The organism is Streptomyces sp. NPDC031379 (assembly GCF_055569615.1).
The window spans coordinates 269,620-293,519 of record NZ_JBVIIT010000005.1; the positions used below are offsets into that span (position 1 = coordinate 269,620).

General features: G+C 73.5%; 30 protein-coding genes. 16 read left to right on the plus strand and 14 right to left on the minus strand.

What is annotated here, in order from left to right; genetic code table 11:
* Positions 1–52: 52 nt before the first annotated feature.
* Entirely contained in the window at positions 53–1,342 is a 1,290-nt protein-coding gene (locus tag ACZ5CW_RS09730) for an ROK family protein (protein ID WP_468599754.1), read from the plus strand.
* Between the two features lie 60 nt (positions 1,343–1,402).
* Here ACZ5CW_RS09730 and ACZ5CW_RS09735 read toward each other — a convergent pair whose 3' ends face one another.
* Both ACZ5CW_RS09735 and ACZ5CW_RS09740 read right to left on the minus strand, forming a co-directional pair.
* On the minus strand, positions 1,403–1,657 hold the full coding sequence (locus ACZ5CW_RS09735) for a hypothetical protein (protein WP_468599755.1): 255 nt from the start codon (positions 1,655–1,657) through the stop codon (positions 1,403–1,405).
* 37 nt (positions 1,658–1,694) lie between these two features.
* A complete protein-coding gene (locus ACZ5CW_RS09740) occupies positions 1,695–2,726 on the minus strand; it encodes an SDR family oxidoreductase (protein WP_468599756.1) in 1,032 nt (343 codons plus the stop codon).
* Positions 2,727–2,918: 192 nt separating this feature from the next.
* On the opposite strand from ACZ5CW_RS09740, the gene ACZ5CW_RS09745 reads away from it, so the two are divergent.
* Positions 2,919–3,803, plus strand: coding sequence for an alpha/beta fold hydrolase (locus ACZ5CW_RS09745; RefSeq protein ID WP_468599757.1), 885 nt, complete (start codon positions 2,919–2,921; stop codon positions 3,801–3,803).
* A gap of 251 nt (positions 3,804–4,054) precedes the next feature.
* Here ACZ5CW_RS09745 and ACZ5CW_RS09750 read toward each other — a convergent pair whose 3' ends face one another.
* Both ACZ5CW_RS09750 and ACZ5CW_RS09755 read right to left on the minus strand, forming a co-directional pair.
* On the minus strand, positions 4,055–4,711 hold the full coding sequence (locus ACZ5CW_RS09750) for an HAD family hydrolase (protein WP_468599758.1): 657 nt from the start codon (positions 4,709–4,711) through the stop codon (positions 4,055–4,057).
* Between the two features lie 16 nt (positions 4,712–4,727).
* The gene (locus ACZ5CW_RS09755; protein ID WP_468599759.1) at positions 4,728–5,792 is read right to left on the minus strand and encodes a PHP domain-containing protein; all 1,065 of its coding nucleotides are present in this window, start codon (positions 5,790–5,792) and stop codon (positions 4,728–4,730) included.
* A 225-nt stretch (positions 5,793–6,017) separates the two neighbouring features.
* On the opposite strand from ACZ5CW_RS09755, the gene ACZ5CW_RS09760 reads away from it, so the two are divergent.
* The 3 genes from ACZ5CW_RS09760 to ACZ5CW_RS09770 all read left to right on the plus strand — a co-directional run bounded on the left by ACZ5CW_RS09760 (position 6,018) and on the right by ACZ5CW_RS09770 (position 7,326).
* A complete protein-coding gene (locus ACZ5CW_RS09760; RefSeq protein ID WP_468599760.1) occupies positions 6,018–6,821 on the plus strand; it encodes an SDR family oxidoreductase in 804 nt (267 codons plus the stop codon).
* Between the two features lie 92 nt (positions 6,822–6,913).
* Positions 6,914–7,045, plus strand: a complete 132-nt coding sequence (locus ACZ5CW_RS09765) for a hypothetical protein (protein WP_468599761.1) — start codon at positions 6,914–6,916, stop codon at positions 7,043–7,045.
* 35 nt (positions 7,046–7,080) lie between these two features.
* Positions 7,081–7,326: a hypothetical protein gene (locus tag ACZ5CW_RS09770; protein WP_468599762.1), complete on the plus strand. Its 246-nt coding sequence runs from the start codon at positions 7,081–7,083 to the stop codon at positions 7,324–7,326.
* Between the two features lie 9 nt (positions 7,327–7,335).
* Here ACZ5CW_RS09770 and ACZ5CW_RS09775 read toward each other — a convergent pair whose 3' ends face one another.
* Both ACZ5CW_RS09775 and ACZ5CW_RS09780 read right to left on the minus strand, forming a co-directional pair.
* Complete coding sequence (locus tag ACZ5CW_RS09775) at positions 7,336–8,568, minus strand: RICIN domain-containing protein (RefSeq protein WP_468599763.1); 1,233 nt, start codon at positions 8,566–8,568, stop codon at positions 7,336–7,338.
* A gap of 94 nt (positions 8,569–8,662) precedes the next feature.
* Entirely contained in the window at positions 8,663–9,235 is a 573-nt protein-coding gene (locus ACZ5CW_RS09780) for a VanZ family protein (protein ID WP_468599764.1), read from the minus strand.
* 242 nt (positions 9,236–9,477) lie between these two features.
* Here ACZ5CW_RS09780 and ACZ5CW_RS09785 point away from each other — a divergent pair, with 242 nt between their 5' ends.
* The 6 genes from ACZ5CW_RS09785 to ACZ5CW_RS09810 all read left to right on the plus strand — a co-directional run bounded on the left by ACZ5CW_RS09785 (position 9,478) and on the right by ACZ5CW_RS09810 (position 13,287).
* Positions 9,478–9,672, plus strand: a complete 195-nt coding sequence (locus ACZ5CW_RS09785; protein ID WP_468599765.1) for a hypothetical protein — start codon at positions 9,478–9,480, stop codon at positions 9,670–9,672.
* Positions 9,669–10,121 carry an MrpF/PhaF family protein gene (locus ACZ5CW_RS09790; RefSeq protein ID WP_468599766.1) on the plus strand — a complete coding sequence of 151 codons (453 nt, stop codon included), beginning with the start codon at positions 9,669–9,671 and terminating at the stop codon, positions 10,119–10,121. The genes ACZ5CW_RS09785 and ACZ5CW_RS09790 overlap by 4 nt, the downstream gene beginning before the upstream one ends.
* A gap of 33 nt (positions 10,122–10,154) precedes the next feature.
* On the plus strand, positions 10,155–10,415 hold the full coding sequence (locus ACZ5CW_RS09795) for a Na(+)/H(+) antiporter subunit B (protein WP_468599767.1): 261 nt from the start codon (positions 10,155–10,157) through the stop codon (positions 10,413–10,415).
* A 64-nt stretch (positions 10,416–10,479) separates the two neighbouring features.
* Complete coding sequence (locus ACZ5CW_RS09800; RefSeq protein ID WP_468599848.1) at positions 10,480–11,172, plus strand: MnhB domain-containing protein; 693 nt, start codon at positions 10,480–10,482, stop codon at positions 11,170–11,172.
* Positions 11,173–11,182: 10 nt separating this feature from the next.
* Complete coding sequence (locus ACZ5CW_RS09805) at positions 11,183–11,530, plus strand: sodium:proton antiporter (protein WP_468599849.1); 348 nt, start codon at positions 11,183–11,185, stop codon at positions 11,528–11,530.
* Complete coding sequence (locus tag ACZ5CW_RS09810; protein WP_468599768.1) at positions 11,530–13,287, plus strand: complex I subunit 5 family protein; 1,758 nt, start codon at positions 11,530–11,532, stop codon at positions 13,285–13,287. Before ACZ5CW_RS09805 ends, ACZ5CW_RS09810 begins: the two co-directional genes overlap by 1 nt.
* Positions 13,288–13,302: 15 nt before the next feature.
* On the opposite strand, the gene ACZ5CW_RS09815 is transcribed toward ACZ5CW_RS09810, so the two are convergent.
* The 3 genes from ACZ5CW_RS09815 to ACZ5CW_RS09825 all read right to left on the minus strand — a co-directional run bounded on the left by ACZ5CW_RS09815 (position 13,303) and on the right by ACZ5CW_RS09825 (position 15,589).
* On the minus strand, positions 13,303–13,953 hold the full coding sequence (locus ACZ5CW_RS09815) for a DUF4230 domain-containing protein (RefSeq protein ID WP_468599769.1): 651 nt from the start codon (positions 13,951–13,953) through the stop codon (positions 13,303–13,305).
* A 129-nt stretch (positions 13,954–14,082) separates the two neighbouring features.
* Positions 14,083–14,463, minus strand: coding sequence for an anti-sigma factor antagonist (locus ACZ5CW_RS09820; RefSeq protein ID WP_468599770.1), 381 nt, complete (start codon positions 14,461–14,463; stop codon positions 14,083–14,085).
* Positions 14,464–14,638: 175 nt separating this feature from the next.
* Complete coding sequence (locus tag ACZ5CW_RS09825; RefSeq protein ID WP_468599771.1) at positions 14,639–15,589, minus strand: NADP-dependent oxidoreductase; 951 nt, start codon at positions 15,587–15,589, stop codon at positions 14,639–14,641.
* A 71-nt stretch (positions 15,590–15,660) separates the two neighbouring features.
* On the opposite strand from ACZ5CW_RS09825, the gene ACZ5CW_RS09830 reads away from it, so the two are divergent.
* Both ACZ5CW_RS09830 and ACZ5CW_RS09835 read left to right on the plus strand, forming a co-directional pair.
* Positions 15,661–16,629 carry a GlxA family transcriptional regulator gene (locus ACZ5CW_RS09830; RefSeq protein WP_468599772.1) on the plus strand — a complete coding sequence of 323 codons (969 nt, stop codon included), beginning with the start codon at positions 15,661–15,663 and terminating at the stop codon, positions 16,627–16,629.
* Positions 16,630–16,690: 61 nt separating this feature from the next.
* Positions 16,691–17,536, plus strand: coding sequence for a hypothetical protein (locus tag ACZ5CW_RS09835; protein ID WP_468599773.1), 846 nt, complete (start codon positions 16,691–16,693; stop codon positions 17,534–17,536).
* Between the two features lie 4 nt (positions 17,537–17,540).
* Here the strand turns inward: ACZ5CW_RS09835 and ACZ5CW_RS09840 are convergent, their stop codons facing one another.
* From ACZ5CW_RS09840 to ACZ5CW_RS09855, 4 genes are all read right to left on the minus strand, one after another.
* Positions 17,541–18,104 carry a TetR/AcrR family transcriptional regulator gene (locus ACZ5CW_RS09840; RefSeq protein WP_468599774.1) on the minus strand — a complete coding sequence of 188 codons (564 nt, stop codon included), beginning with the start codon at positions 18,102–18,104 and terminating at the stop codon, positions 17,541–17,543.
* Positions 18,101–18,463 (minus strand): DUF1304 domain-containing protein, encoded by a 363-nt coding sequence (locus ACZ5CW_RS09845; protein ID WP_468599775.1) that lies wholly within the window; start codon positions 18,461–18,463, stop codon positions 18,101–18,103. The genes ACZ5CW_RS09840 and ACZ5CW_RS09845 overlap by 4 nt, the downstream gene beginning before the upstream one ends.
* Positions 18,464–18,541: 78 nt before the next feature.
* Positions 18,542–20,167 carry an amidohydrolase gene (locus ACZ5CW_RS09850; protein WP_468599776.1) on the minus strand — a complete coding sequence of 542 codons (1,626 nt, stop codon included), beginning with the start codon at positions 20,165–20,167 and terminating at the stop codon, positions 18,542–18,544.
* A gap of 18 nt (positions 20,168–20,185) precedes the next feature.
* Positions 20,186–21,688 (minus strand): APC family permease, encoded by a 1,503-nt coding sequence (locus tag ACZ5CW_RS09855; protein WP_468599777.1) that lies wholly within the window; start codon positions 21,686–21,688, stop codon positions 20,186–20,188.
* A gap of 146 nt (positions 21,689–21,834) precedes the next feature.
* On the opposite strand from ACZ5CW_RS09855, the gene ACZ5CW_RS09860 reads away from it, so the two are divergent.
* From ACZ5CW_RS09860 to ACZ5CW_RS09870, 3 genes are read left to right on the plus strand one after another with little or no spacing between them, the layout of a single operon-like run.
* Positions 21,835–22,554, plus strand: coding sequence for a TetR/AcrR family transcriptional regulator (locus tag ACZ5CW_RS09860; RefSeq protein WP_468599778.1), 720 nt, complete (start codon positions 21,835–21,837; stop codon positions 22,552–22,554).
* 43 nt (positions 22,555–22,597) lie between these two features.
* Positions 22,598–23,062 carry a pyridoxamine 5'-phosphate oxidase family protein gene (locus ACZ5CW_RS09865; protein ID WP_468599779.1) on the plus strand — a complete coding sequence of 155 codons (465 nt, stop codon included), beginning with the start codon at positions 22,598–22,600 and terminating at the stop codon, positions 23,060–23,062.
* Between the two features lie 52 nt (positions 23,063–23,114).
* Positions 23,115–23,507 (plus strand): VOC family protein, encoded by a 393-nt coding sequence (locus ACZ5CW_RS09870; RefSeq protein WP_468599780.1) that lies wholly within the window; start codon positions 23,115–23,117, stop codon positions 23,505–23,507.
* Positions 23,508–23,590: 83 nt separating this feature from the next.
* Here ACZ5CW_RS09870 and ACZ5CW_RS09875 read toward each other — a convergent pair whose 3' ends face one another.
* Positions 23,591–23,893: a DUF4235 domain-containing protein gene (locus ACZ5CW_RS09875; RefSeq protein ID WP_468599781.1), complete on the minus strand. Its 303-nt coding sequence runs from the start codon at positions 23,891–23,893 to the stop codon at positions 23,591–23,593.
* Positions 23,894–23,900: the final 7 nt, after the last annotated feature.

The window sequence follows — 23,900 nt, forward strand, 5'->3', positions numbered from 1 at the left end:
GCTGCCCGAAGGGGTATGTTGCAGGTCGGGCACGGTTCGTGAAGGGAGCCACATGGCGGCGCGCAACGGGCGCACGGTACGCGACCTGAGACGGGGCAACCGCACGGCGGTGCTGCAGCGGCTGTACTTCGACGGCCCGCTCAGCCGTTTCGAGCTGGGCCCGGCGACCGGACTCAGCTCCGGCTCGGTCAGCAACGTCGTCGCGGACCTGGTCGCCGACGGCCTGGTCGAGGAGGCCGGCAGCGTCGATTCCGACGGCGGCCGGCCGCGCACCCTGCTGCGCGTCGCCCCGCACAGCGGTCAGATGATCGGCGTCGACGTCGGCGAGACCCGGGTCCGGGTGGAGCTGTTCGACCTGGCCCTCACCGAACTCGCCCGCACCGAACGCCCGTTGACCCCGCAGGGCTACGACGTGGACGTCATCGCCGGTCACATCCGCGACGGCATCGCCGAGGTGCTCGGAGCCGAACAGGCCGTGCCCGAGCGGCTGCTCGGCGTCGGCGTCGGCGTTCCCGGCATCGTCGAGCACACCCCTGACCGGGGTGCCGTCGTGCACGGGCAGACCATCGGCTGGAACGCCGTACCGCTGGAGCGGCTGCTCCGCTCGACCTCCCAGCTCCCCGAGGAGGTGCCGTACTTCATCGACAACGGCGCCAAGACGCTGGGGCAGGCGGAGATGTGGTTCGGCGCGGGACGCGGCGCCCGCAACGCCGTCGTCGTGCTCTTCGGCTCCGGTGTCGGCGCCTGCCTCGTCACCCCCGAGGTGGAGCACGGGCGAGCCGTCGAGTGGGGCCATCTGACGGTCCGGGTCCGCGGACGCCGCTGCCGCTGCGGGGCGCCCGGCTGCCTGGAGGCCTACGCGGGCGCCGAGTCACTGCTCGCCCGCTGGCGCGAGGAGGGCGGACGCCCGCCCGAGGGCACCGACGAGGAGACCGCGCTCACCGCGATGCTCGCCGCCGCCTACCCGCCCGAGGGCGCCGCGGCCGACCCGGTCGCGCTGGGCGTCCTGGAGGAGACCGCCGAGTATCTGGGCGCCGGCCTGTCCGACCTGATCAATCTTTTCCAGCCCGAGCGGATCCTCATCGGCGGCTGGGCCGGACTCCAGCTCGGCACCCGCTTCCTGCCCGCCGTACGCAGGCACGCGACGACGTACGCCCTGCGCCACCCGGCCGACAAGGTCGCCATCGAACTGGGCAGGCTCGGCCCCGACGCCGTCACCGTCGGCGCCGCGATCCTGCCGCTGGCCGACTTCTTCGCCAGCGGCGGCCGGCGCCCCGAGCCGGTCGGCGAGGACCGCCTGCCGGCCTGGCGGGCCGCCCTCGAGGAACGCAGCCCACGCTGACCGCCCGCCGGACACGCGTCCGGCGGGCGCCCGCGGTGCCGAAGCTCTCCCGGTGCCGCCTCAGGCCGTGGGCTCCTGCGGTGTCGGATGCTCCGGGTGCACCGTGCCGGAACGGGGCGCGCCCCGGGGGCCGCTGCCCGCCTCGTCGGTGTCCGGCGCCGTGCCCTCGTCCGGTTCGTCGTCCAGGGGATGCCCGGGCACGACGTCCCACGGGTCGTCCTCGGGCCCGGCCTGCTGGTCGGGCAGATCCCTCGGCACCGGCCGCTCGTCCGCACCGGAATTCTGCTCCGGCTCCCGCTCCCGCTCTACGGCCATGGCGTTCTCCTCGCCTCCTCGGTTCCCGGTGTGTCGCTCAGCCGACCTTGCGCCCCCGCATCGGCTCGGTCTCCGTCCCGCCGCCCCTCTGCAGGCCGTCCAGGAACTCCCGCAGTACTTCGGTCGCCGTCCGCTTCGGCTGCCATCCCAGTTCCGCGTGTGCCCGCGCGCAGTCCATCAGAGGCAGCCGCAGCACCGCGTCGAACAGGTGCGGCGAGGCCGGGAGCAGATGCAGGCCCCAGGCGGCGGCGATCGCGGACCGGGCCGCCACGCGCGGCAGCCGCACCGGGCGGGTGCCGAGCAGTCCGGCGAGCACACCGGCGTCGAGCGGCGGATCGGCGGCCAGGTTGTAGGCGCCCCGGGCGGTGTCCGTGTGCAGCGCGAGCCGGTAGGCCTCGGCGGCGTCGTCGGTGTGCAGCGCCTGCACCCGCAGACCCGGGACGTCCGGCAGGAACGGCAGCAGCTCGGGGCGGACCAGCGGTCCGGGCAGGAAGCGCCCGCCGAAGATCCGCCGCTGCTCGCTCGCCGACTCCCACTTGAACAGGAAGGCCGGGCGCATCCGCACCACCCGCACCTCGGGATGATCGCGCTCGAACACGTCCAGCGTGCGCTCCAGGTAGGCCTTCTCCCGGCAGTACGCGGCGTCCGGCCAGCCGTGCGTCGGCCAGGACTCGTCCACCGCCTCCTCCTTCGGTCCCGGCGAGTAGGCGCCCACGGAGGAGGCGTGCACCAGGACCGGCACCCGGGCCGCGGCGACCGCCTCGAACACCCGGATCCCGCCGAGCACGTTGGTGCGCCAGGTGGTGGCCGGATCGTGGGTCGGCTGGAAGGCCCAGGCCAGATGGATCACGGCGTCGGCGCCCTCGAACCGCTCCGCGAGGTTCGCCCGGTCCGCGGCCAGGTCGACCGCCGACCACTCGGTCTTCGGCGGAGACCACTCGGGCGTCCGCCGGGCCAGCCCCCGTACCGACTTGATCCGGGGGTCCTCGGAGAGCAGGCGCACCACGCTCGTCCCGACATTGCCGGTGGCGCCGGTCACGACCACTCTGCTGCCCGCTGAGCTGCTCACCTTCGGCTCCTTCCGTCCTCGCGGCGCCGGCTTGCGACGACCGGCCGGGTACCCGGGGGCCGCCCCCGCACACGCGGCATGACGCCAGGGGTAATCGACCGCGCCGGCCGGTGCACGGAAACATCGAGGGCGTCGAACACGGCGGACAGCCCGTCCCGCCCGACCCGAGCCGGACCCACCGAGGAGGCCCCCATGCCGTACTTCGAGAGCCCCGTCGACGGCACCCGCCTGTACTACGCCGACCACGGCCCCGCCACCGGGCCGGTCGCCGTCTTCGTGGCCAGCGCCTACCTCGGCCACGAGATGTGGGAGTACCAGACCCTGCCCCTGGCGGAGGCCGGCTACCGCTGCGTCGCCCTGGACCGGCGGGGCCACGGACGCTCCGACGACCCTTGGTCCGGCTACGACCTCGACACCCTCGCCGACGACGTCCAGGGCCTGCTCGACCACCTCGACCTGCGTGAGGTGACCCTCGTCGGGCACTCCGTCGGCACCGCCGAGGTGATCCGCTGCCTCACCCGGCACGGCGGCGCACGCGTCGACCGCGTCGCCCTCGTCGCCGCCGTCAGCCCCGGTCTCGTCCGCTCCCCGGACATCCCCGACGGCGTGGACCCGGCGCTCGTCCGTGCCGACGAGGAACTCTTCCGGCGCGACCGCGCCGCCTGGTTCACCGCCTTCGCGGACGACTTCTTCGCCGTCCGGCAGCCCGGCAACGACGTCTCCCCGGCCTATGTCCGCTACCTGATCGACCGCTGCCTGGTCGCCACGCCCCGCGGCGCGACCGGCATCCGGGCCGTCGTCGCGACCCTGGACCTCGTCGCGGAGCTGCCGGCGCTGGACCTCCCGGTGCTCGTCGTGCACGGCACCCACGACACCTCCGCGCCCCTGGCCCTCACCGGGCAGCGGCTGGCACGGCTCGTGCCGGACGGCACCCTGAAGGCGTACGAGAACGGCGGCCACGGCCTGTTCGCCACGCATGCGGAGCTGCTCACGGCGGACCTGCGGGAATTCCTCGACTCCGGACGGACGCCGAGCACGACGCCGGCCGCGGGCGCCGTGAGCCGGCAGGGCCGGTGAGCGGCGGCCGGGTCCATGAGGAGAGCCCCGGCCGTGACGGGGGAATCACGACCGGGGCGGCCAAGTGGTGGGCACGGACGGCGGTCGCCTCTCGGCGAAAGGCTCCACAGGGCTTCAGCCGAACGATCGTCCCTGTGGGCGGATGGTGAGGCCCGGGGACACTGTCCCATCCGCACCCACGGTTTGTTCAACGGGCAACCACCCTGTGGTGTTCCGCGCACCTCCGTGACCTGCGTCACCCTGGGTGAGGCTCAGCCCAGTGGGCTCCCGTCGAGCCGGGCGAACAGATCGGCGGGGTCGGCGTACACCGCCTCCGCCCCGGCCTCCTCCAGGTCGGCGCGGGGGATCCCGCCGCACAGCAGCCCCACGCAGCGCACCCCGGCCTTGCTGCCGGCCTGCATGTCCCACACGGTGTCCCCGACGAACACCGCTCGCGACGCCGGGACCCCGGCCAGCTCCAGCGCGTGCTCCACCGGCTCCGGTGCGGGCTTGCCCTCCTCGACGTCGTCGGCGCTCGCCGTGTCCGCGATGGCGTCGTCGGCGTCGATCGCGCGGCGCAGCGCGCCCAGCTCGGCACCGCTCGCCGACGTGGCGAGGACGACCGTCCAGCCGTCCCGGTGCAGCCGCCGCAGCAGTTCCCCGGCCCGCGGCAGGGCCGGGAGGCGGTCGAAGTACTGACCGTAGAGGGCCTTGTGCGCCGCGCTCAGTCCGGCGTCCCCGTCCTTGTCCCGGTCGTCGCCGAGCAGATGCGCGACGAGGTCGTCGGAGCCCAGGCCCACGGCCCGGTGCACGGCGTGCATGGGGATCTCGTGGCCCGCCTGCCGGAAGGCCTCCCACCAGGTCACGACATGCAGGTGATTGGTGTCGACGAGGGTTCCGTCGACGTCGAAGACGGCGGCACGGTCCATCAGGGATCCCTTTCTCTCACTCGCGGGACCGGGTACCACGCCCGGCACCCGCCACGCGTGCCGGCGTCCGGCCCTCGCGCGTCCACGCGAGCAGCTCGTCCGCGGACCACGTCGTCACCACCCGCTCGGCCGGCACCCCGCACTCCTGCGCGCGGGCGCAGCCGAGGATCTGCCAGTCCAGCTGGCCGGGCGCGTGCGCGTCGGTGTCGATCGAGAACAGCACCCCCGCGTCCACGGCCTCGCGGAGCAGCCGGCGGGGCGGGTCCAGCCGTTCCGGCCGGCTGTTGATCTCCACGGCCGTCCCGGACTCGGCGCACGCGGCGAACACCTCGTCCGCGTCGAACTCCGACTCCGGCCGCCCGCGGCCGGTCACCAGGCGGCCGGTGCAGTGCCCGAGGACGTCGGCATGCGGATCGCGGACCGCGGCCACCATCCGGCGGGTCATGGACCTGGCGTCCATCCGCAGCTTGGAGTGCACGGACACCACGACCACGTCCAGGCGCTCCAGCAGCTCCGGCTCCTGGTCCAGCGAACCGTCCTCGAGGATGTCGCACTCGATGCCGGTCAGCAGCCGGAAGGGGGCCCACCGCCTGTTCAGCTCCGCCACCACCGCCAGCTGCTCGCGCAACCGCTCCGGCGACAGACCACGGGCCACGGTCAGCCGCGGGGAGTGGTCGGTGAGGACGGTCCACTCATGGCCGAGGTCGGCCGCGGTCCGCCCCATCTCCTCGATCGGGCTGCCCCCGTCGGACCAGTCCGAGTGGGTGTGGCAGTCCCCGCGGATCAGCGCCCGCAGCCCCGCGCCGGCGGCCGAGGGGTCCGGCGTACCGGCCTCCTCCTCCAGCTTGCGCAGGTAACCCGGCACCTCACCGGCCAGTGCCTCTCGCGCCACCTGCGCGGTCTTGGGCCCGACGCCCTTCAGGGTCTCCAGGGTCCCCGCTGCCGCGCGCTCGGCCACCTCGGCCGCGGGCAGCTCGGCCAGCACCCGGGAAGCGGTGCGAAAGGCCCGTACCCGATAGGTGGGCGCCAGCGCCCGCTCCAGCAGAAAGGCGATCCGGTCGAGGGCGGCGACGGGCTCCATGCGTACACCTCCGGCTCGGGATTCCAGGGTTGCCCAGGCGGACCCGGTCCGCACGGCACTCGGTGCGGCCGGCGCGCCCCGCAGGGGGGCGGGGAACCGCGCGGCCGGCCACGGAGCACCCGCGGCCGGCGACGGCCGGTGACCGCGACGGTTCCATCCCGTTTGTCCCCCTCGCCCCCGGGTACTGCGAAGGCTCGTCCACGTGACCGTGCAAGGAGGTTCGCCATGTCCGCTCCGGCCGCCCAGCGAACGGCGTTGATCACGGGCGCCGACTCCGGCATAGGCCGCGCCACCGCCGTACGTCTGGCCGAGGCGGGCCTGGACATCGGCATCACCTGGCACACCGACGACAAGGGCGCCGAGGAGACCGCGCGGGAGGTCCGCGACCGGGGCCGCCGCGCCGCCGTCACCCGGCTGGACCTCAACCGGCTGCCCGAGGCGGCCGACGCCGTGGACGAGCTGTGCGACGAGCTGGGCCGCATCGACGTGCTGGTGAACAACGCCGGTACGGGCACCATGACCCCCTACCTCGACCTGAGCCTGGCGGACGTGCGCCGGGTCCTGGACGTCGACCTCGTCGGCCCGTTCCTGCTCGGGCAGCGGGCCGCGCGGCGCATGATCCGGCAGGGCGACGGCGGCCGGATCGTCAACGTCACCTCCGTGCACGAGCACCAGCCCCGGGTCGGCGCGGCCCCGTACTGCGCGGCCAAGGGCGGTCTCGGGCTGCTCACCCAGGTGATGGCCCTGGAGCTGTCCGAGTACGGCATCACCGTGAACGCCGTCGCGCCGGGCGAGATCGCCACGCCGATGACCGGCCAGGAGGACACCGACGTGCACACCGAGTCCCGCCCCGGCGTCCCGCTCGGACGGCCCGGCGACGCCCGCGAGGTGGCCGCCGTGATCGCCTTCCTGGCGAGCCCGGACGCCTCCTACGTCACCGGTGCCTCCTGGAGCGTCGACGGCGGCATGCTCCGCATGGGCCCGCAGGCCGGCTCCCACCTGACCAGCGACGACTGGCGCCGGCCGTGAGCCCATGAGGCTGCGCACCAGCTCCCGCGACCTGTCTCGGCCACACCCCGGCGGTGTGCCGGGCGTCGTACATCGGTCCCACGGTCTTCGAGATGTTCGAACGGGACGTGACGATCGCCCCCGTGCTCACCCGGCCGGGCGAACACGGGGACTTCGGGCGCCCGGCCACGCAGGGAGCGGTCGAGGCCGCGGTCCTCGATCTCCTGAACGGCTCCCGCGGATGACCCGTCCGCCCGCGCCGCGTTCTACGCTGAATTGCATGACCGAACAAGCAGCCCCCTACATCTCCCATCCGCGCATCCTGGTGCTCGGTGTGTGCCCGGGCAGGCACGGTGAGCCGCCCTTCAGGATCATGGAGATCGACGGTCAGGTGGTCGGCGAGGCCAGGACCGTCACGGACGTGCTGGAGACGGCCGCCTCCTACGGCATTCCCATCCATGACCTGGACGACCCGGACGTGGTCCGCTTCGTGGGCGGCGACAAGTACACCTGGACGCTGCGCTGAACCGACGGCTCAGCCGACCGTCCACTTCTGGTTGGCGCCGCCCGTGCAGGTCCAGATCTGCAGCCGCGTCCCGTTGGCCGAGTTGTTCCCGGTGACATCGAGGCACTTGTTCGCCTGCGGGTTGACGATGTCGTGCGCCCCGGTGACGGTCCACTTCTGGTTGGGGCCGCCGGTGCAGTCCCACAGCTGGACGGTCGAGCCGTCCGCCGTGCCGTTGCCCGTGACGTCCAGGCACTTGCCGAGCGCCCGCAGCGTGCCGTCCGAGCCCACCGTCCACGCCTGCGCGGCGGAGCCGTTGCAGTCGTAGAGCTGGACCGGGGTGCCGTTGGCCGGGTTCGCGGCGGCCACGTCCACGCACTTGCCCGCGAGGCCCCGGACCGGGACCCCGGCCGCACTGCCGCTCGTCGTCACCGACACCGAGTCGACCACCAACTGCTGCGGGAACTGCGTGGAGCTGTTCGGGTCGCCGGGCCAGTAGCCGCCGACCGCGAGGTTCAGGATGAGGAAGAACGGCTTGTTGAACACCCAGGTCTTCCCGACCAGGTCGGCGGGCGTGCGCCGCTGGTAGACGTTCCCGTCCACCGACCAGGTGATCGAGTCGGGCGCCCAGTCGACGGCGAAGGTGTGGAAGGCGTCGGCGAAGGCCTGCCCGTTCGGCAGGGTGTAGCCGGCGCCTATGCCGCCGGAACCGGAGTATCCGGGGCCGTGGATGGTGCCGTGCACGGTGGAGGGTTCGAAACCGACGTTCTCCATGATGTCGATCTCGCCCGAGTCCGGCCAGTTGACCGGCGTGCCGAGCATCCAGAACGCCGGCCACATGCCCTGCCCGCGCGGGATCTTCATCCGCGCCTCGACATGGCCGTACTGGGCGTTGAACTTCCCGGCGGTGTTCAGCCGGGCCGAGGTGTACTGGCAGCTGCCGTACCAGCACTGGTAGCCCGCGGGGTTCTCCTTCCGGGCGGTGATGACCAGGTGGCCCTGGCCGTCCAGGGCCGCGTTCTTCGTGCCCGAGGTGTAGTACTGCCGCTCGTGGTTGTTGACGTTGTCACCCGTCTCCAGCGTCCACTTCGAGCCGTCGACCGCGGAGCCCGCGGGCCCGTCGAAGCTGTCGGAGAAGGTGGCTGCGGCGGCCGCCGCCGGGGCGTCGGTCCGGGCCTGCGCCGGGCCGACGGCGGCGGAGCCGACCAGCGCGGCGGAGAGGACGGCGAGGAGACATCTGCGGAGCAGGCGTGGGGAGACCATGGCTCTCCGTTCGGCGTGGGGGGCGAGATTCCTCTTGATTTAAGGAGTGAGATAAGAGGGCGTCAATACTCTGGTACGGACCTGTTGCTGACGGTCAATCAGCCGACGTCTCACCGGCCGACGGCCGCCGCACCCGCCGGTGGACCCCGCGCCCGAGCCGCCGCCCCAGGAGCAGCCAACCCACCAGCGCTCCCACGGTGTTGAGGATGACGTCGTCGATGTCGAAGGCGCGCCCGGTCACCAGCGCACCCTGCGCCAGCTCCACCATCAGCATCACGAGCGCCGTCAGCGCCAGCACCCGGAGCATCCCCCGGGCGCGCGGTGCGAGGACCGGTACCAGCACCCCGAACGGCACGCCGAGGAGCACGTTCCCGCCGACCTGCTTGACCGTGTCCCGGAACTGCCCGTGCTCCAGATAGGCCCGCAACGAGTGGCCCGGGCGCAGATTGCTGTGCGTCAGCGGCACCGAGGCCGGCGACGGCTGCAGGGTGAGCCGGGCCAGGACGACGGCGAACGCGACCATGAACGCGAACGCGACCAGCATCGCCAGCAGCCGGACGGGCAGCGGGAGCACGTGCCGCGTGGCCGGCGGGCGGTCTCGCTCGGCCCGCTCCCGCTTCCGGGGGGCACGCAAGACGGCGGGCAGGCGCGGGGCGGTACGGGCCATCCGGTCCTCCAGTCCTCAACTTCCCTGCTTCGTAGGCCGGTTACCCGGCATACGCCGCGGGATGCCGCCCTCCCGAGGGCGCCGGGAGCACGCCGCCGGTTTCCGTTCACGCTCCCGGGGCACTCCGGATGCGGACCAGCGTGCCGCCGCCCCGCCGCGGGCCCGGCGGTGCTTGGATGCACCGAGCGGAGCGACGGAGGAAGCGCCGCACATGTGTGCGGAGCGGACCGAGGAGGTGGCGGATGACCCGGCGTACGGCCCCGCGCACGGTCCTCCTCGCCGCCGGTGAACTCCTCGCCTGGTGGGCGGCGCTCGCGCTGCTGTGGCTGGTGCTCGTCACGACGGTGGACACCCTGGAGCGGATCGTGGGCGCGAGCTGTGCCGCCGTGGGCGCCGTCCTGGCCCGGGCCGGCCGGCGGGCGGTGACCTGGCGGTGAACGGCTGGATCCTGGCCGCGACCGTCGCCCTGGGCGGGGGAGGGGCGGCCGCCCTGTGGGGTGTGACCACCGGCCCCACCGCCCGCCGGGTGATCGCCCAGAACCTGACCACCTCGGCCCTGTGCCCGGCCCTGCTGCTCCTCTCCCAGGGCTACGGCCGTCCGTCCTACGTCGACCTCGCCCTGCTGCTCGCCCTGCTCGGCCCGGTCGGCACGCTGGTCTTCGCCCGGCTCCTGTCCGACGAGCCGGAGCGCGAACGGCCGGGCTCCTGGGGACTGACCTGGACCGCCGCCGGACTGGGCGCGGCCGTCGTGGTCGCGCTGTGCGTGGCCACGGGGCCGGGCCGGGCGATGGTGAAACTGCTGGTGATCGGCGCCCTGTTGATCGGCGGCAACGTGATCGCCTCACGGGCGCTGTCGGGCGGCTTCCGGGGGGTGCGCGGTGGCTGACCCGGTGCCGGGTGGTCGCGGGGGAGGTGCGGCATGGCCGACGCCGTGATCGTCGTCGCCCTGCTGCTGGTGGCCGCCTCCGCCACCGCCGCCGTGGCCCAGCGCGACCCCGCCCGCCAGGCGCTCGTGCTGTCCGTGCTGGGGATCGTCCTGGCCGTGCTGTTCACCGTGCTCCAGGCCCCGGACGTGGGCCTGTCGCAGCTGGCCGTCGGCTCGGCGCTGACCCCGCTGCTGATCATGCTCTCGGTCCGCAAGATCAGACGGCGCGGCCGGGCGAAGGACGGCGCCGAGTGAGGACGAAGGAGGGTGCGAGGTGAACCGGCTGCGGCTGTGGCTGCTGGCCGTCGGCGGCGGGGGCATGGCCGCCCTGCTCGTCGCCGCCTGCCTCGACCTGCCGGACTTCGGCGGCAGGCGGCACCCGTACGGCGAACGGGCCGTCCACGCCTCCCTCGACCGGCACACCGCCAACACCATCGCCTCCGTCAACTTCGACCAGCGGGCCTACGACACCCTCGGCGAGATGAGCATCCTGTTCGCCGCCGTCCTCGGCTGCGTGGTGCTGCTGCGCCAGGCCCGCGACGAGCACCGCGCCCCGCCCGAACCCGCCGAGGTGGCCCGGCCGGTGCGCCGCTACGCCCTGATCGCGCTGCCCGTCGCCCTGGTCACCGGCCTCTATGTGATCGCCCACGGCCAGCTCAGCCCGGGCGGCGGTTTCCAGGGCGGGGTCGTCGCCGCGACCGCCCTGCACCTGCTCTACCTCGGCGCCGACTACCGGGCGCTGGAACGGGTCCGCCCGCTCGCCGTCTACGAGACCTCCGACGCCGTCGCCGTCTGCGCCTACCTCGTGCTGGGCCTCGCCGGAGTCCTCGCCGGCACCGCGTTCCTGGCCAACACGCTGCTGCCGTACGGCACCTTCAACACGCTGTCCTCCGGCGGCACCGTCCCCCTGCTGAACGCGGCCATCGGCATGGAGGTGGCGAGCGCGGCCGTCGTCCTGCTCGCCCATTTCCTGGACCAGGCCGTCGAGATCGAGGAGGAGCACGGCAGGTGAGAACACCGTGATGCACACCCTTCCCTACCTGATCGCCGCCTACGTCTTCCTGACGGGTTGCTACGGGCTCGCCACCAGCCGCAACCTCGTCCACGCCGTCGGCTGCCTCGCGGTCTGCCAGTCCGCCACCTACGTCCTGCTGCTGGCGGTCGGCTACCGCGACGGCGCGACCGCGCCCGTCTTCTCCGACCTGGAGCCCGGCTCCCGGCCGGTGGTCGACCCCGTGGTGCAGGCCCTCACCCTCACCGACATCGTCGTCGGCGCCACCGTCACCGCGCTGCTGCTCGCCCTGGTCCTGCAGATCGCCAAACGGCACGGCACGGTCGACCCCGACGAACTGCGGGAGCTGCGCGGCTGATGCACCATCTGCTCCCGCTGCTCGTCGCGTTCCCGCTGTTCGGGGCCGCCCTGCTGGTGGTCACCGGACGCCATCTGCCGCGGGTCGCCGTCGAGATCACCGGCTTCGTGGTCTCCGGCGGTACGGCCGCCCTCGCGCTGATGCTGCTGCTGAACTCCTCACCGCCGATGGTCGAGTGGGTCGGCGGCTGGCTGCCCGTCGACGGAGAGAGCGTCGGCATCGTCGTGGTCGGCGACGGCCCCGCGCTCGGCATGGCCGCGCTGGCCTCGCTGCTGACGCTCGCCGCCCTCGCCTACTCCTGGCGCTACTTCGATGCGCCCCCGCACGGCCGCACCGGCGCGTTCACCGCGCTGATGCTGGTCTTCCAGGGCGCCATGTGCGGATTCGCCCTCGCGGGCGACCTGTTCAACGCGTTCGTGTTCTTCGAGCTGATGAGCGTGGTGGCCTACGCCCTGACCGGCTACCGCATCGACGAGGCCAAGGCCGTCCAGGGCGCCCTGACCTTCGGCGTCGTCAACTCCCTCGGCGCGTACGCCATGCTGCTGGGCATCGGCCTGCTGTACGCCCGCACCGGCGAGCTGTCCATGTCGAAGATCGGGCGCGGCCTCGACGCGCACGGCGGGCCGGACGCCCTCGTCCTCGCCTCCTTCGTGCTGGTCCTGACCGGACTGCTGGTGAAGGCGGCCGCCGTGCCCTTCCACTTCTGGCTGCCGGACGCGCACGCCGTCGCCCCCACCCCGGTCTGCATGCTGCTCTCCGGGGTGATGGTCGAACTCGGTGCCTACGGTGTCTGGCGGGTGTACGGCACCGTTTTCGCCGGGCCGGGCGGCATCCCCGCCGCCGACCTGACCCGGGCCCTGGTGACCCTAGGCACGCTCACCGCCGCCATCGGCGCCGTCATGTGCTGGTACCAGCGGCACATCAAACGGCTGCTCGCCTACTCCACCGTCGCCCACACCGGCCTGTTCCTCATCGGCCTCGGCGTCCTCACCCCCGAGGGCGACGACGGGGTCGCCCTTTACCTCCTCGGGCACGCCGGGGTGAAGGCGGCGCTGTTCGCCTGCACGGGCGTCCTGCTCGACCGGTACGGCAGCGTCGACGAGCACGCGCTGCACGGCCGCGCCCGCTCGCTGCACGCCACCGGGGTGATGTTCGCCGTCGGCGCCCTCGGCCTCGCGGGCCTGCCGCCGTTCGGTACCGCACTCGGCAAGTCGGTCACCGAGGAGGCGGTCGGCGGCCCGCTCACCGTGGTGTACGTGGCCGCCTCCGCGATCACCGCGGGCGCCGTCCTGCGGGTCACCGCCCGCGTGTTCCTCGGGCTCGGCCCGCGCCCGCGGGACGCCGAGTACGAGACCAGCGGATCCGACGAGAAGCCCGAGACCGGCAGCCTGCTGCGCCGGATCCCGGACACCATGACGACGGTGCCCGCGGTGCTGCTGGCCGGCGCCTTCGCCGTCGGTGTGGCGCCCGGCTTCGGCGACCTGGTGGCCCGCTCCGTCAACGAGGCCGGCTCGGGCGGCGCCCACGCCTCCGCGCACTGGACGGCGCACGGCGCCCTGCTGGGAGTGGCCTCCACCGCGCTGGCCGCGGCCCTCGCCGGCCTCGCCGTGACCCGCCCGCGCTGGGTGGCCGCCCCCGACTGGGCCGCGCCCCTGCGCCACCTGCAGTCCGGCCACGTCGGCGACTACGTGGCCTGGCTGCTGGCCGGCGCCACGGTGCTGGGGGCACTGGTGCTGCCGGGGGTGCTCGGCGGCTGACGGCCCCCGGCCCGCTCAGGAGCCGTAGTCGACGTGCACCTCCTTGAAGCCGAGCGAGCGCAGCAGGCCCTGCAGCATGCCGGTGGTGTTGGTCTCGGCGCGGGCGGTGAGCCCGCTGTCGCGGGCCGCGTCGCCGATGTGCCGCACGGCGACCCTCTGCACGGCCTGCTCGCTGTTGGGGTTGTCCGAGAACAGGTCGCCGAGCCGGTCCAGCAGCCCGCGCTGCTTGGAGACGGCGTAGGAGTGGTCGGGGTCGAGGGCGGGTCTGCCGAGCCGCGCGTGCGGCAGCCGGAGCGTGGCGGACGTACGGTCGCCGTCGACCCGCACGTCCCGCTCGCCGACCCGGCCCAGGTCGACATAGGCGTCCACGGTGCCCGCGCCGACGTACAGGGTGCGGGTGCCGCGGATGGCGTCGGGCAGGAACTTCGCGTCCTTGTCCAGGTCCACGACGACCTGGAAGTTGCCCGAGGCCGCGTTGTAACGGCTCATGTCCTGGAGGGACTTCAGGAGTGCGGGACCGGAACGGTCGTGCGTCTCGGTGCCGAACAGGTCCTTGATGCCCGGCAGCACGGCCAGCCGGATTCCGGCGAACAGCACGGCGAGCACCAGGACGAGCGCGGCGAGGGCCTTGGCCCAGCCGGGCAGGCGTCTGTCGGAAGTCGTCATCGCGGCGGTCCTCCTTCCTGCTGTCCGGATGCCCGCCGACCGCCGTCACAGACCGCCGAGCCGGCCGAATGGCACCCATGACGTAGGCGCAGGGTCCGTCCCGGTGCCCGGCTTCCACCTGGCCGGTGTTCACAGCGAGCCGGACGCGGCCTCGGTCTCGGCCAGGGCCGCGTCCGGCGTCGGATGCGGCGGCAGCAGCCGGGCCAGGCCGGTCACCCGGAAGACGCGCAGGGTCAGCGGGTGGGTGCACACCAGGTGCAGCCGCCCGCCGCGCTCCAGGACCCGGGCGCGGGCCCGGTAGAGCAGCCGCAGCCCCGAGCAGTCGAAGAACTCCACCGGCCGCAGATCGATCACGACCCGGGCGCCGGTGCGCTGGGTGACGCGGTCCACCAGGGGACCCAGTTCCGCCGCCGCGGCGATGTCGATCTCGCCGCGGAACTCCAGCACCGTGTAGCCGCGGTGCTCGTGCACCCGCAGATGCCGGGTGCGCGGTGCGGGCTCGTCTCGCACGACGGCATCACCTCCCACCCGCGCCCGGACATCGGTTCCCCGATCGTCAAGTTACCCTCGATGGAAGGAATTTGAGCATGTTCGATTGACATATGTCTTCGAGTTTGTGGCGTCTTATGGCGCGGGCCGGGTGACCCGGCCCGCGCGCACCGGCCGGTTCCGGGCCCGGAACCGGTCAGTCGACCAGCAGCACCAGCTTCCCCGTCGTGCGCCCGGTGTCGCCCAGCTCGTGCGCCTTCGCCGCGTCGGCCAGCGGGAACGTCCCGGCGATCGTCGCCTTCAGCTTCCCCGACTCCGCCAGCTCGGCGACCGCCCGCATCCCGGCGCGGTCGGCGTCGACCAGCATGCGCACCGCCCGGACGCCGAGCCGCTCGGCCTCCGCGTAGAACTCGTCGGAGCCCATCGGGAGGATCGACACCACGACACCGCCCGGCCGCAGCACCCGCAGCGACTGCACGGACGTCTCCCCGCCGAGCGTGTCCAGGACGACGTCCACGTCCCGCACCGCCTCCGTCACGTCGGTGGAGTGGTAGTCGACGGGCTCGTCCACGCCGATCTCCCGCAGGAAGTCGTGCTTGCCCGCGCTCGCCGTGCCGATCACGTACGCGCCGCGCGCCTTGGCGATCTGCACGGCCACGTGTCCGACCCCGCCGGCCGCCGCGTGGATCAGCACCCGCTGCCCCGGCCGCACGTCCGCGTGCTCGGTCAGCGCCTGCCAGGCGGTCAGGGACACCAGCGGCAGCGCGCCCGCCTGGGTGTGGTCGAGCGACGCCGGCTTGTGCGTCAGGGCGCGGACCGGGGCGATCACGTACTCGGCGTGCGAGCCGTGGCCGTAGGGGTAGGGCAGCATGCCGAAGACCTGGTCCCCGGGCCGGAAGGCGGCCACGCCGATCCCGGTCTCGGCGACCTCGCCCGAGACGTCCCAGCCGAGGACGAACGGGGGCCGGCCCAGGAACCCGCCGGTGGCGCGGTGCTTCCAGTCGGTCGGGTTCACCCCGGCGGCCCGCACCCGCACCAGCACCTGGTTCGGGCCCGGCTTCGGCCGTTCCACCTGTACTTCCTTCAGGACCTCGGGACCGCCGAGGACGTCCTGGCCGATGGCTCGCATCGTGTTCACATCGCTCATGGTCACCCAGCCTGCCGGGATTCGCACGCTCGGTAAATGGCATGATTGCCAAGCTCCGATAGAATCCTGCCATGCCTGATCTGCAGCTGCGCGCCCGGCGCCCGGAACGGGTGGTCGTCCTCGCCCTCGACGGCGTCTACCCCTTCGAACTGGGCATCCCCAGCCGCATCTTCGGCGCGGCCGACGGCCACTACGAGGTGCTGACCTGCTCCGTCGACGGACGGCCGGTGCGCACCGACGCCGACTTCACCGTCGGTGTCGCACACGGCCCCGAGATCCTTCAGGACGCCGACACGGTCGTCGTCGCCGCCATGGCGACCGGCTACATCCCCACCGAGCTGCCGGACGACGTCGCCGCGGCGCTGGCCCGCATCCGCCCGGACGCCCGGATCGTCTCCATCTGCACGGCGGCCTTCGTCCTGGCCGCGGCCGGCCTGCTGGACGGCCGCCGGGCGACCACGCACTGGCAGGTCGCCGCCGCGTTCCGCCGCCGCTTCCCGCGGGTCGACCTCGACCCGGACGTCCTCTTCGTCGACGACGGCCGCATCCTCACCTCGGCCGGCGCCGCCTCCGGTGTCGACGTCTGCCTGCACATCGTGCGCACCGACCACGGCAGCGAGCTGGCCAACGCCGTCGCCCGCCGCTGTGTCGTCCCCCCGTTCCGGGACGGCGGCCAGGCCCAGTACATCGAGCAGCCGGTCCCCGTCAGCGGCGCCGCGAGCACGGCGGACACCCGAGTCTGGGCACTGGAGCGGCTGGACGAGCCGCTCACCCTGGCCGATCTCGCCGGACACGCCCGGATGAGCCTGCGCACCTTCGCCCGCCGCTTCAACGACGAGGTCGGACTCAGCCCCGGCCGCTGGCTGATCCAGCAGCGGGTGGCCCGCGCCCGGCACCTGCTCGAGTCCAGCGACCTGTCCGTGGACCGGATCGCCGGAGAGGTCGGCTTCGCCACCGGCGCCTCGCTGCGCCAGCACCTGCACGCGGCGATCGGCGTCTCCCCGCAGGCGTACCGCAGGACGTTCCAGCGGGCCCGCTGAACGTTCCGGCCCGACCCGGCGTCGAAGGACCGCACACAGCACCGGGGAACAGGGGCGGGACATGCGTGGAGGACTCGTGGCAGCGGCGGTACTGACGGCTGTGACGGTGGTGGGGTGCGACGACGGCTCCCGGCCGGACCTGGTGCTGAAGGGGACCCCGCCGGCGACCCCGTACAGCGGCCCGCTCCACCTCCCCACCAAGGACGTCGACGGCAGCGGCCCCCGGGCGCTGCGCCTGGCCTCCGGGGCCGCCGGCCGGGCGCTGGAGTGCGACGGTGAGATCTTCGAGGGTGCCGGACCCGACGGGTGGAGCGCGTCCGACGGCGGGGACACGCCGGAGGAGGGGCTCGCCTTCTACTTCGACATGGTCCAGCCCGAGGAACCCGACCACGGCTACCGGGTGGAGCGCGAGGAGGCGGACCGGGTGCTGTACTCCTTCGACGTCGGCGGCCGTACCAAGGTGGCCGTCGTGGTGGCCAAGGACCAGAAGAACCGGCCCGGCTGGGGCCCCGAGACGAGCGCCTCCTGCGACCCCGCCGAACTCCCCGCGAGCTTCACGGACGGCAAGGGCTGGGAGATCTGGACGGACCGGGCGGGCAGGAGGGTCCCCGTGAGCAGGCTCAGCAGCTCGCCGGGAGCGGAGCACTGCGGCTGGGAGTCCACCTCGTTCCTCTCCCTGGACGACCGCACGTACGTCCGCGACCCCGAGGGCGTGCTCGCCGGCGAGGGACTGCTCCGGGGGCCGTACCGCACGAAGATCCGCATGCCCGCCGACGCCCACGACACCGGGTACCACCACCGCGGCCGGCGGCTGTGGCTGACGGACGACAAGGCGACCGCCTACGTCCGCACGGCCGACGGTGTGGAGGCCTGGCCGTTGCTCAAGAAGGACGTCGGCTGCCGCTGACCGGTCACCGGCTGCGGTGCAGGGCGGCCAGCAACTGCCAGACCTGGTCGGCGACTTCGTCCGGCGAGGCGTCCAGCAGTCCGTGCAGCCAGTCCGCGAGGACCCCCGCGAAGGTCGCGGCCACGGCCGAGGCGACCAGCGGGGCGTCCGCCGCGCCCACCAGTTCACGCTCGGCCAGGCTGCGGGCCCGCAGGTCCCGGTGCAGCACCCTGCCGAGCGGCCCGCCGCCGCCCGGGGACAGCAGGGCACGGTACAGGCCCGCGTGCGGGGCGAGACCGGCGAAGAACTCCCTGAGGGCGGGCGGGGCGTTGAGCGGATCGGGCCGGCCCCGCCAGGCGTGCAGCGCGTCCACCGCCTGCCGTACGACGTCCGCGCACGCGTCGACCGCGAGCGCCTCCAGGCCGTCGTAGTGGACGTAGAAGGTGGCCCGGCCGACACCGGCCCGGCGCACCAGCGCGGCCACGCCCACCTGCTCCAGCGGGCGTTCGGCGCACTCCGTGAACAGTGCCTCCCGCAGCCGCGCCCGGGTGCGTGCGGCCCGCGGGTCCTCGGGCGGGGTCCGGGTCATCGCGCGACCAGCACCGCGGCCAGGGCCAGCGCGCCCGGCAGGGCCTGGGCGAACAGGATGCGGCGGTTGGCCGTGACCGCCCCGAACACTCCCGCCACCACCACGCACGACAGGAAGAACACGCGTACCGGGAACCCGGTCGGGTCGCCCGCGACCAGCCCCCAGACCAGGCCGGCCGCGAGAAACCCGTTGTAGAGCCCCTGGTTGGCGGCCAGCGGAGCCGTCGCCCGGGCCAGCTCCGGAGGGAACCCATGGAGCGAGCGCCCCGGCTTCTTCTGCCACAGGAACATCTCCAGCACCAGGATGTACGCATGCAGGGCGGCCACCAGGCCGACCAGGACGTTCGCGACGATCTCCATGACCGGCGGACCTCACCTTCTTGGACAGGTGTCCAGCATAACCAGACATCTGTCCAAGAGGTCACTCGGCGGCGTAAGTCACTCGGCGACGTACACCCGCTCGCCCCCGACATAGGTGAGCGCGACGGTCGCCCCCGCGATCTCCTCCGGCGGCCCGGCGAACGGGTCGCGGTCCAGCACCACCAGGTCGGCCAGCGCACCGACGGCCACCCGGCCGCCGTCGTCGAGACGGTTCACGTACGCCGACCCGGCCGTGTACGCCTCCAGCGCCTGCGTGAGCGTGAGCCGCTCGTCGGGCAGGAACACCGGCCTGCCGCCCCCCGGTTCGGTCCGGTTGACCGCGACGTGGATGCCCTGCAGCGGATCGGGGCTGCTCACCGGCCAGTCGCTGCCCGCCGCGAGCCGCGCCCCGGAGCGCAGCAGCGCCCCGAACGGGTACTGCTGGGCGGCCCGTTCGGGCCCGAGGAACGGAATGGTCAGCTCGTCCATCTGCGGTTCGTGCGCGGCCCACAGCGGCTGGATGTTCGCGGTGGCGCCGAGCCGGGCGAACCGGGGCACGTCGTCCGGGTGCACGACCTGCAGGTGCGCGAGGTGCGGCCGGGTGTCGCTCGGCCCGTTGGCCGCGCGGGCCGCCTCGATCGCGTCCAGCGCGTCCCGTACGGCCCGGTCGCCCAGGGCGTGGAAGTGGCACTGGAAGCCGCTCGCGTCCAGCTCGGTGACGTACCTCGGCAGGTGTGCCGGATCGATGAAGCTCTTGCCGCGGTTGGCCGTGGCGCAGCCGCACCGGTCGAGATAGGGGTCGAGCAGCGCGGCCGTGTGGTTCTCGGCGACGCCGTCCAGCATGAGCTTCACGGCGCCCGCCCGGAACCGGCCGTGGCTGAACGCCGCCCGCTTCTCCACGAGTTCGGGGATCTGTTCCGCCCCGCGCTCCCGGTCCCACCACAGGGCACCCACCACCCGGGCGGTGAGCGAGCCGTCCTGGGCGGCGGTGAGATACGCCTGCGCCGGATCGTCCATGCCGAGGAAGTCCCCGACCAGGGCGTCCTGCCAGGCCGTGATACCGAGCGCGTGCAGATGCCGCTGGGCGTGCAGCAGCGCGGCCAGCCGGTCGGCCGCCGTGGCGGGCGGGGTCAGCCGGCCGACCAGCTGCATCGCGCCCTCCTGCAGGGTGCCGGCGGGCGCGCCGGAGGCGTCCCGCTCGATCCGCCCGTCGGCGGGGTCGGGGGTGTCCCGGTCGATGCCGGCCAGTTCCAGGGCCCGGCTGTTGACCCAGGCGCCGTGGTGGTCCCGGTTCGGCAGGTACACCGGCCGGTCCGGCACCACCGCGTCCAGCAGTTCCCTCGTCGGGGTACCGCCCGCGAACGCCTCCATCGACCAGCCGCCGCCGACGATCCACTCCCGCTCGGGGTGGGCGTCGGCGTACGCGCGTACGGCGGCGACGGTCTCCTCGGCCGACGTCGTGCCGGTCAGATCGCATTGGGACAGTTCCAGTCCGGCCGGCACCGGATGGACGTGCGCGTCCTGGAACCCCGGCAGCAGCAGCCGTCCGGCGAGGTCGACCACCTGCGTGCGGGGCCCGGCGAGTTCGCGCACCTCGGCGTGGCCGACGGCCGTGATCCGGTCGCCGGTGACGGCCACGGCGGTAGCGGTCCGGCCTTCGGGGGTGAGGACGGGGCCGCCGGTGAAGAGAAGATCAGCGTGCATGGTGCCTTTCCTTGCGGGTCAGTCGGAGACGGTCAGCAGCCGCGGGGAGTCCGCGTCGGTGCCCTGGCCGGTGCGGAAGTACGGTGACCTGCGCACCCACTTCGCCCAGGCGGCCACCACGAACCCGGACGCGATCATCACCAGCGGCATGAGCAGCAGGAACCAGCCGTTGTCCGCGCTCACCTCGAAGTGGTCGGCGGAGCGGGCGAAGGACCAGCCGAGGTAGCCGCCGAGCCCGAGCAGGGCGAGGGCGCTCAGCGCGGGCAGCACCACCGCCCGCACGCCCTGCCGCCAGTCCTGGCGCAGCAGCGAGCGGAAGCGGACGGCGGCCGCGAGCGCGGTGAGCGCGTACGACAGCGAGACGACGATGCCCACGGCGTTCACCGTCGCCATGATCATGTCGGCGAGGCGCGGGATCACCAGCGCGCCCGCCGCCACCGCCGTGGCCAGCGCCCCGATCAGCAGCGTCCCGGCCGCCGGCGTCCCGTACCGGGAACTGATCCTGGACCACACCGGCCCGAGCGTACGGTCCCGGCTCATGGCGAACATCCCCCGCGCCGTCGGGATGACCCCGGCCTGCAGCGAGGCCACCGCCGAGAACATCAGCGCCACCAGGGGCAGCACGGCCAGCGGCTGGGCGGCCAGCCGGTCGCCGAAGTACGCCAGTCCCTGCGCCCCGTGCCCGGCCAGCTCGTCCTCGGACAGAACCCTTTGGAAGGCGACCGAGCCGAGCAGGAACAGTCCCAGCATCGTCCCGAGGGTGATCAGCCCGGCCCGGGAGGCGTCCCGCGGGTCGCGGACCTCCTCGCTGACGCTGAACGCGGCCTCGAAACCCCAGTAGCAGAACACCGACAGCAGCAGACCCTGTGCCAGCGCGGTCGCCGAGGGGATCGCGAACGGGTCGAACCAGGAGAGCCGGAAGGGATGCGGGCCGGTGACGATGCCGTATCCGCAGAAACCCAGCAGGACCACGTACTCGAAGACCAGCAGCCAGGTCTGCAGCCGGGCCGCGGTCCGCACGCCGGTCACCGCCGTGAGCGTGACCGCGACCAGGACGAGGACGCCCACCGCCGTGGTCTGCGCGGTCGAGCCCGCGTCGAGGGTGAGCGAACCGATCCGGTGCAGACCCGCCCGGCCCGCCAGTTGCAGGATCGCCGAGCCGGTGACCGCCGTGGTGTAGGCGAGAAAGGCGAGGCTCGCCACGAAGTTCACCCAGCCCACCATGAAACCGAGCCAGGGACTGAGCGAACGGCCCACCCAGACATAGCCGTTGCCCGCGTTCGGCTCCACCCGGTTGAGCCGGGAGCAGGCCCCCGCGATGCCGAGGACCGGCAGGAACGCGAGCAGCATGATGGCCGGCAGATGCAGTCCGACCACCCCCGCCGTCACGCCGAGGCCGATGCCGATGCTGGTCGTCGCGGCCGTGCTGGAGGCGGCCACGGCCACGCCGTCCAGCACGCCCAGGGACTTGCGCAGCTCGGGCCGCGCGGGGGGATCCACACCGAAGGGGTTGTCGCTCATGGCCGGCTCTCCGCTCGCACCGGGGGGCCTGGTCGGCCCCGGTGACCGCAGATGAAACCGCCCGCCCGCTTCACAGGTCAACGGTGTTGTCATAAGGTCGGGCGGCCGGGCAGACCGTCGGCCCGTCCAGGACAGGGAGGCCCACCATGAGTGACCGCGTTGTCCCGGCCGCCGCCCGCCGGCGCCGCCGCCCCACCAAGCAGGGTGTCGTCCTGTCCGAGGAACTGATCGTCGGGACCGCCCTCCGGCTCATCGAGGAGCACGGCGCCGACGCCCTCTCCGTGCGCCGCCTCGGCCGGGCCCTCGGCGCGGACCCCAGTTCCCTGTACCGGTACTTCCGGCACACCGACGACCTGATGCTGGCCATCGCCGACGAGCTGATCGGGCGTACCGTGCGGACCTGGCGGCCCAGCGGCGACTGGGCGGCCGACCTGCGCGACATAGGGCTGCGCATGCACGCCGGCGCCCTCGCCCACCCCCGGGCCGCCGTGCTCAGCGCCCACCGCGTCACCGGCCGCACGCACGAGATCCAGGCCGTGGAGAACATCCTCGGCGTGCTGCGCCGGGCCGGGTTCCCGGACCGGGAAGCGGTGCGGATCTACCACGCGTTCGTGGACCAGGCCCTCGCCTTCGGTGCCCTGGACTCCGCGGGCACCTCCCTGCCCCGGGCCGCCCGCGAGGCCGAGACGGAGGTGTGGCGCACGACGTACGGCCGGCTCCCCGCCGACACCCACCCGCACATCGCGGCCGCCGCCCACCACCTCGTCGCCAGCATGCGCGGCAGCTCCTACCCGGCCGCTCTGGACCTGCTCCTCGACGCCGCCCGGACACGCCTTGAGCACATCCGTGCGGGAACCGGGGAGTGACGGCCACACTGGATGTCATCCGCACCCGAGGAGGCCTACGTTCATGACCCCACCGCCGGCCCGCACCGCCGAACAGCGCAAGAAGGACACCCTCCACCGGCTGGAGCACGACGTCGACCTCTGGGTGGCCACGGCCGGACCCGACGGCGGCGCTCCGTACCTCGTACCGCTGTCCTTCGTGTGGGACGGCTCCACCCTCCTGATCGCCACCCCCGCCGAGAGCCCCACCGGCCGCAACCTCGTGGCCACCGGCATCGCCCGCCTCGGCATCGGCCCCACCCGGGACGTCGTCCTCGTCGAGGGCACCGTCCGGGCGGTGCCCCCCGAGGACCTGCCCGAGGAGGACGCCGAGGTGTTCGCCGGTAAGACCGGCTTCGACCCGCGCCGACTCGCCACCCGCTACCTGTACTTCAGCATCACTCCGCGGCGCGTCCAGGCCTGGCGCGAGGCGAACGAGCTGCAGGGCCGGGAGTTGATGCGCGACGGGGAGTGGCTGCTCACCGACTGAAACCGGTGGCCGGGGATATCCGCAGGGGAGAGGCGAACCCCCGGGAGGAAGCATGGCACTGGTCAAGGCGGGCGTCGTGGTGCTGGACTGCGCCGAGCCCGAGAAACTCGCCGAGTTCTACAAGGAGTTGCTGGAGGGAGAGCGGACGGAGGAGTCCGCGAACCTCGTGGAGATCCGGGGCGCCGACGGCGTCCGGCTGGCCTTCCGCCGGGACGTCAACGCCACCCCGCCCAGCTGGCCGCGCCCGGAGAACTCCCTCCAGGTCCACCTCGACTTCCTGGTCGAGGACCTCGACGAGGCCGAGCGCCGGGTGGTGGGACTCGGCGGCCGGCCGATCGAGACGAGGGACGCGGCGGGGCCGTACGAGGAACGCGGCTACGCCGACCCCGCCGGGCACTCCTTCACCCTGCGCCTGAGCCCCATACGGGCCCCCAAACAGGGCTAGGGGGTTTCGTCTGGATCAGGACGATCAGGCCCTCGGGGGTGTCTTCCGGCCATCCGCGACGCCGGAAGAGACCCCCCGAGGACTCAGTCCCGGCCGCCCTTGTCGGTGGCCGGCCACACACCCGTCGACCGGGCGATGGCCTTGGCACCGGTGCGGTCCACGGCGCTGCGCACCACCGCGAAGATCGCGCCCTGGACCGCCGCGGCCAGCAGGATCTCGCCCCAGCCGCGGTCCGGGTCCAGGGCGTCCGGCGCGTCCTCCTCGTGCCGGATCGCCGTCCACGCCTTGCGGAAGGCCATACCGGCCAGTGCACCGCCCACCCAGCTGAGCACGAATCCGACCGGTTGGTAGACGAGGGGAAGCTTCTTCTTCTTGTTCTTGGCCATGTGTGAC

What these genes read in the sequence shown, in the direction of transcription:
- ACZ5CW_RS09730 (WP_468599754.1), top strand. Translation starts at nt 53, where the DNA reads ATGGCGGCGCGCAACGGGCGCACGGTACGCGACCTGAGACGGGGCAAC.
- ACZ5CW_RS09735 (WP_468599755.1), bottom strand. Translation starts at nt 1,657, where the DNA reads ATGGCCGTAGAGCGGGAGCGGGAGCCGGAGCAGAATTCCGGTGCGGAC.
- ACZ5CW_RS09745 (WP_468599757.1), top strand. Translation starts at nt 2,919, where the DNA reads ATGCCGTACTTCGAGAGCCCCGTCGACGGCACCCGCCTGTACTACGCC.
- ACZ5CW_RS09750 (WP_468599758.1), bottom strand. Translation starts at nt 4,711, where the DNA reads ATGGACCGTGCCGCCGTCTTCGACGTCGACGGAACCCTCGTCGACACC.
- ACZ5CW_RS09755 (WP_468599759.1), bottom strand. Translation starts at nt 5,792, where the DNA reads ATGGAGCCCGTCGCCGCCCTCGACCGGATCGCCTTTCTGCTGGAGCGG.
- ACZ5CW_RS09760 (WP_468599760.1), top strand. Translation starts at nt 6,018, where the DNA reads ATGTCCGCTCCGGCCGCCCAGCGAACGGCGTTGATCACGGGCGCCGAC.
- ACZ5CW_RS09765 (WP_468599761.1), top strand. Translation starts at nt 6,914, where the DNA reads ATGTTCGAACGGGACGTGACGATCGCCCCCGTGCTCACCCGGCCGGGC.
- ACZ5CW_RS09770 (WP_468599762.1), top strand. Translation starts at nt 7,081, where the DNA reads ATGACCGAACAAGCAGCCCCCTACATCTCCCATCCGCGCATCCTGGTG.
- ACZ5CW_RS09775 (WP_468599763.1), bottom strand. Translation starts at nt 8,568, where the DNA reads ATGGTCTCCCCACGCCTGCTCCGCAGATGTCTCCTCGCCGTCCTCTCC.
- ACZ5CW_RS09780 (WP_468599764.1), bottom strand. Translation starts at nt 9,235, where the DNA reads ATGGCCCGTACCGCCCCGCGCCTGCCCGCCGTCTTGCGTGCCCCCCGG.
- ACZ5CW_RS09785 (WP_468599765.1), top strand. Translation starts at nt 9,478, where the DNA reads ATGACCCGGCGTACGGCCCCGCGCACGGTCCTCCTCGCCGCCGGTGAA.
- ACZ5CW_RS09795 (WP_468599767.1), top strand. Translation starts at nt 10,155, where the DNA reads ATGGCCGACGCCGTGATCGTCGTCGCCCTGCTGCTGGTGGCCGCCTCC.
- ACZ5CW_RS09800 (WP_468599848.1), top strand. Translation starts at nt 10,480, where the DNA reads ATGGCCGCCCTGCTCGTCGCCGCCTGCCTCGACCTGCCGGACTTCGGC.
- ACZ5CW_RS09805 (WP_468599849.1), top strand. Translation starts at nt 11,183, where the DNA reads ATGCACACCCTTCCCTACCTGATCGCCGCCTACGTCTTCCTGACGGGT.
- ACZ5CW_RS09810 (WP_468599768.1), top strand. Translation starts at nt 11,530, where the DNA reads ATGCACCATCTGCTCCCGCTGCTCGTCGCGTTCCCGCTGTTCGGGGCC.
- ACZ5CW_RS09815 (WP_468599769.1), bottom strand. Translation starts at nt 13,953, where the DNA reads ATGACGACTTCCGACAGACGCCTGCCCGGCTGGGCCAAGGCCCTCGCC.
- ACZ5CW_RS09825 (WP_468599771.1), bottom strand. Translation starts at nt 15,589, where the DNA reads ATGAGCGATGTGAACACGATGCGAGCCATCGGCCAGGACGTCCTCGGC.
- ACZ5CW_RS09830 (WP_468599772.1), top strand. Translation starts at nt 15,661, where the DNA reads ATGCCTGATCTGCAGCTGCGCGCCCGGCGCCCGGAACGGGTGGTCGTC.
- ACZ5CW_RS09835 (WP_468599773.1), top strand. Translation starts at nt 16,691, where the DNA reads ATGCGTGGAGGACTCGTGGCAGCGGCGGTACTGACGGCTGTGACGGTG.
- ACZ5CW_RS09840 (WP_468599774.1), bottom strand. Translation starts at nt 18,104, where the DNA reads ATGACCCGGACCCCGCCCGAGGACCCGCGGGCCGCACGCACCCGGGCG.
- ACZ5CW_RS09845 (WP_468599775.1), bottom strand. Translation starts at nt 18,463, where the DNA reads ATGGAGATCGTCGCGAACGTCCTGGTCGGCCTGGTGGCCGCCCTGCAT.
- ACZ5CW_RS09850 (WP_468599776.1), bottom strand. Translation starts at nt 20,167, where the DNA reads ATGCACGCTGATCTTCTCTTCACCGGCGGCCCCGTCCTCACCCCCGAA.
- ACZ5CW_RS09855 (WP_468599777.1), bottom strand. Translation starts at nt 21,688, where the DNA reads ATGAGCGACAACCCCTTCGGTGTGGATCCCCCCGCGCGGCCCGAGCTG.
- ACZ5CW_RS09860 (WP_468599778.1), top strand. Translation starts at nt 21,835, where the DNA reads ATGAGTGACCGCGTTGTCCCGGCCGCCGCCCGCCGGCGCCGCCGCCCC.
- ACZ5CW_RS09865 (WP_468599779.1), top strand. Translation starts at nt 22,598, where the DNA reads ATGACCCCACCGCCGGCCCGCACCGCCGAACAGCGCAAGAAGGACACC.
- ACZ5CW_RS09870 (WP_468599780.1), top strand. Translation starts at nt 23,115, where the DNA reads ATGGCACTGGTCAAGGCGGGCGTCGTGGTGCTGGACTGCGCCGAGCCC.
- ACZ5CW_RS09875 (WP_468599781.1), bottom strand. Translation starts at nt 23,893, where the DNA reads ATGGCCAAGAACAAGAAGAAGAAGCTTCCCCTCGTCTACCAACCGGTC.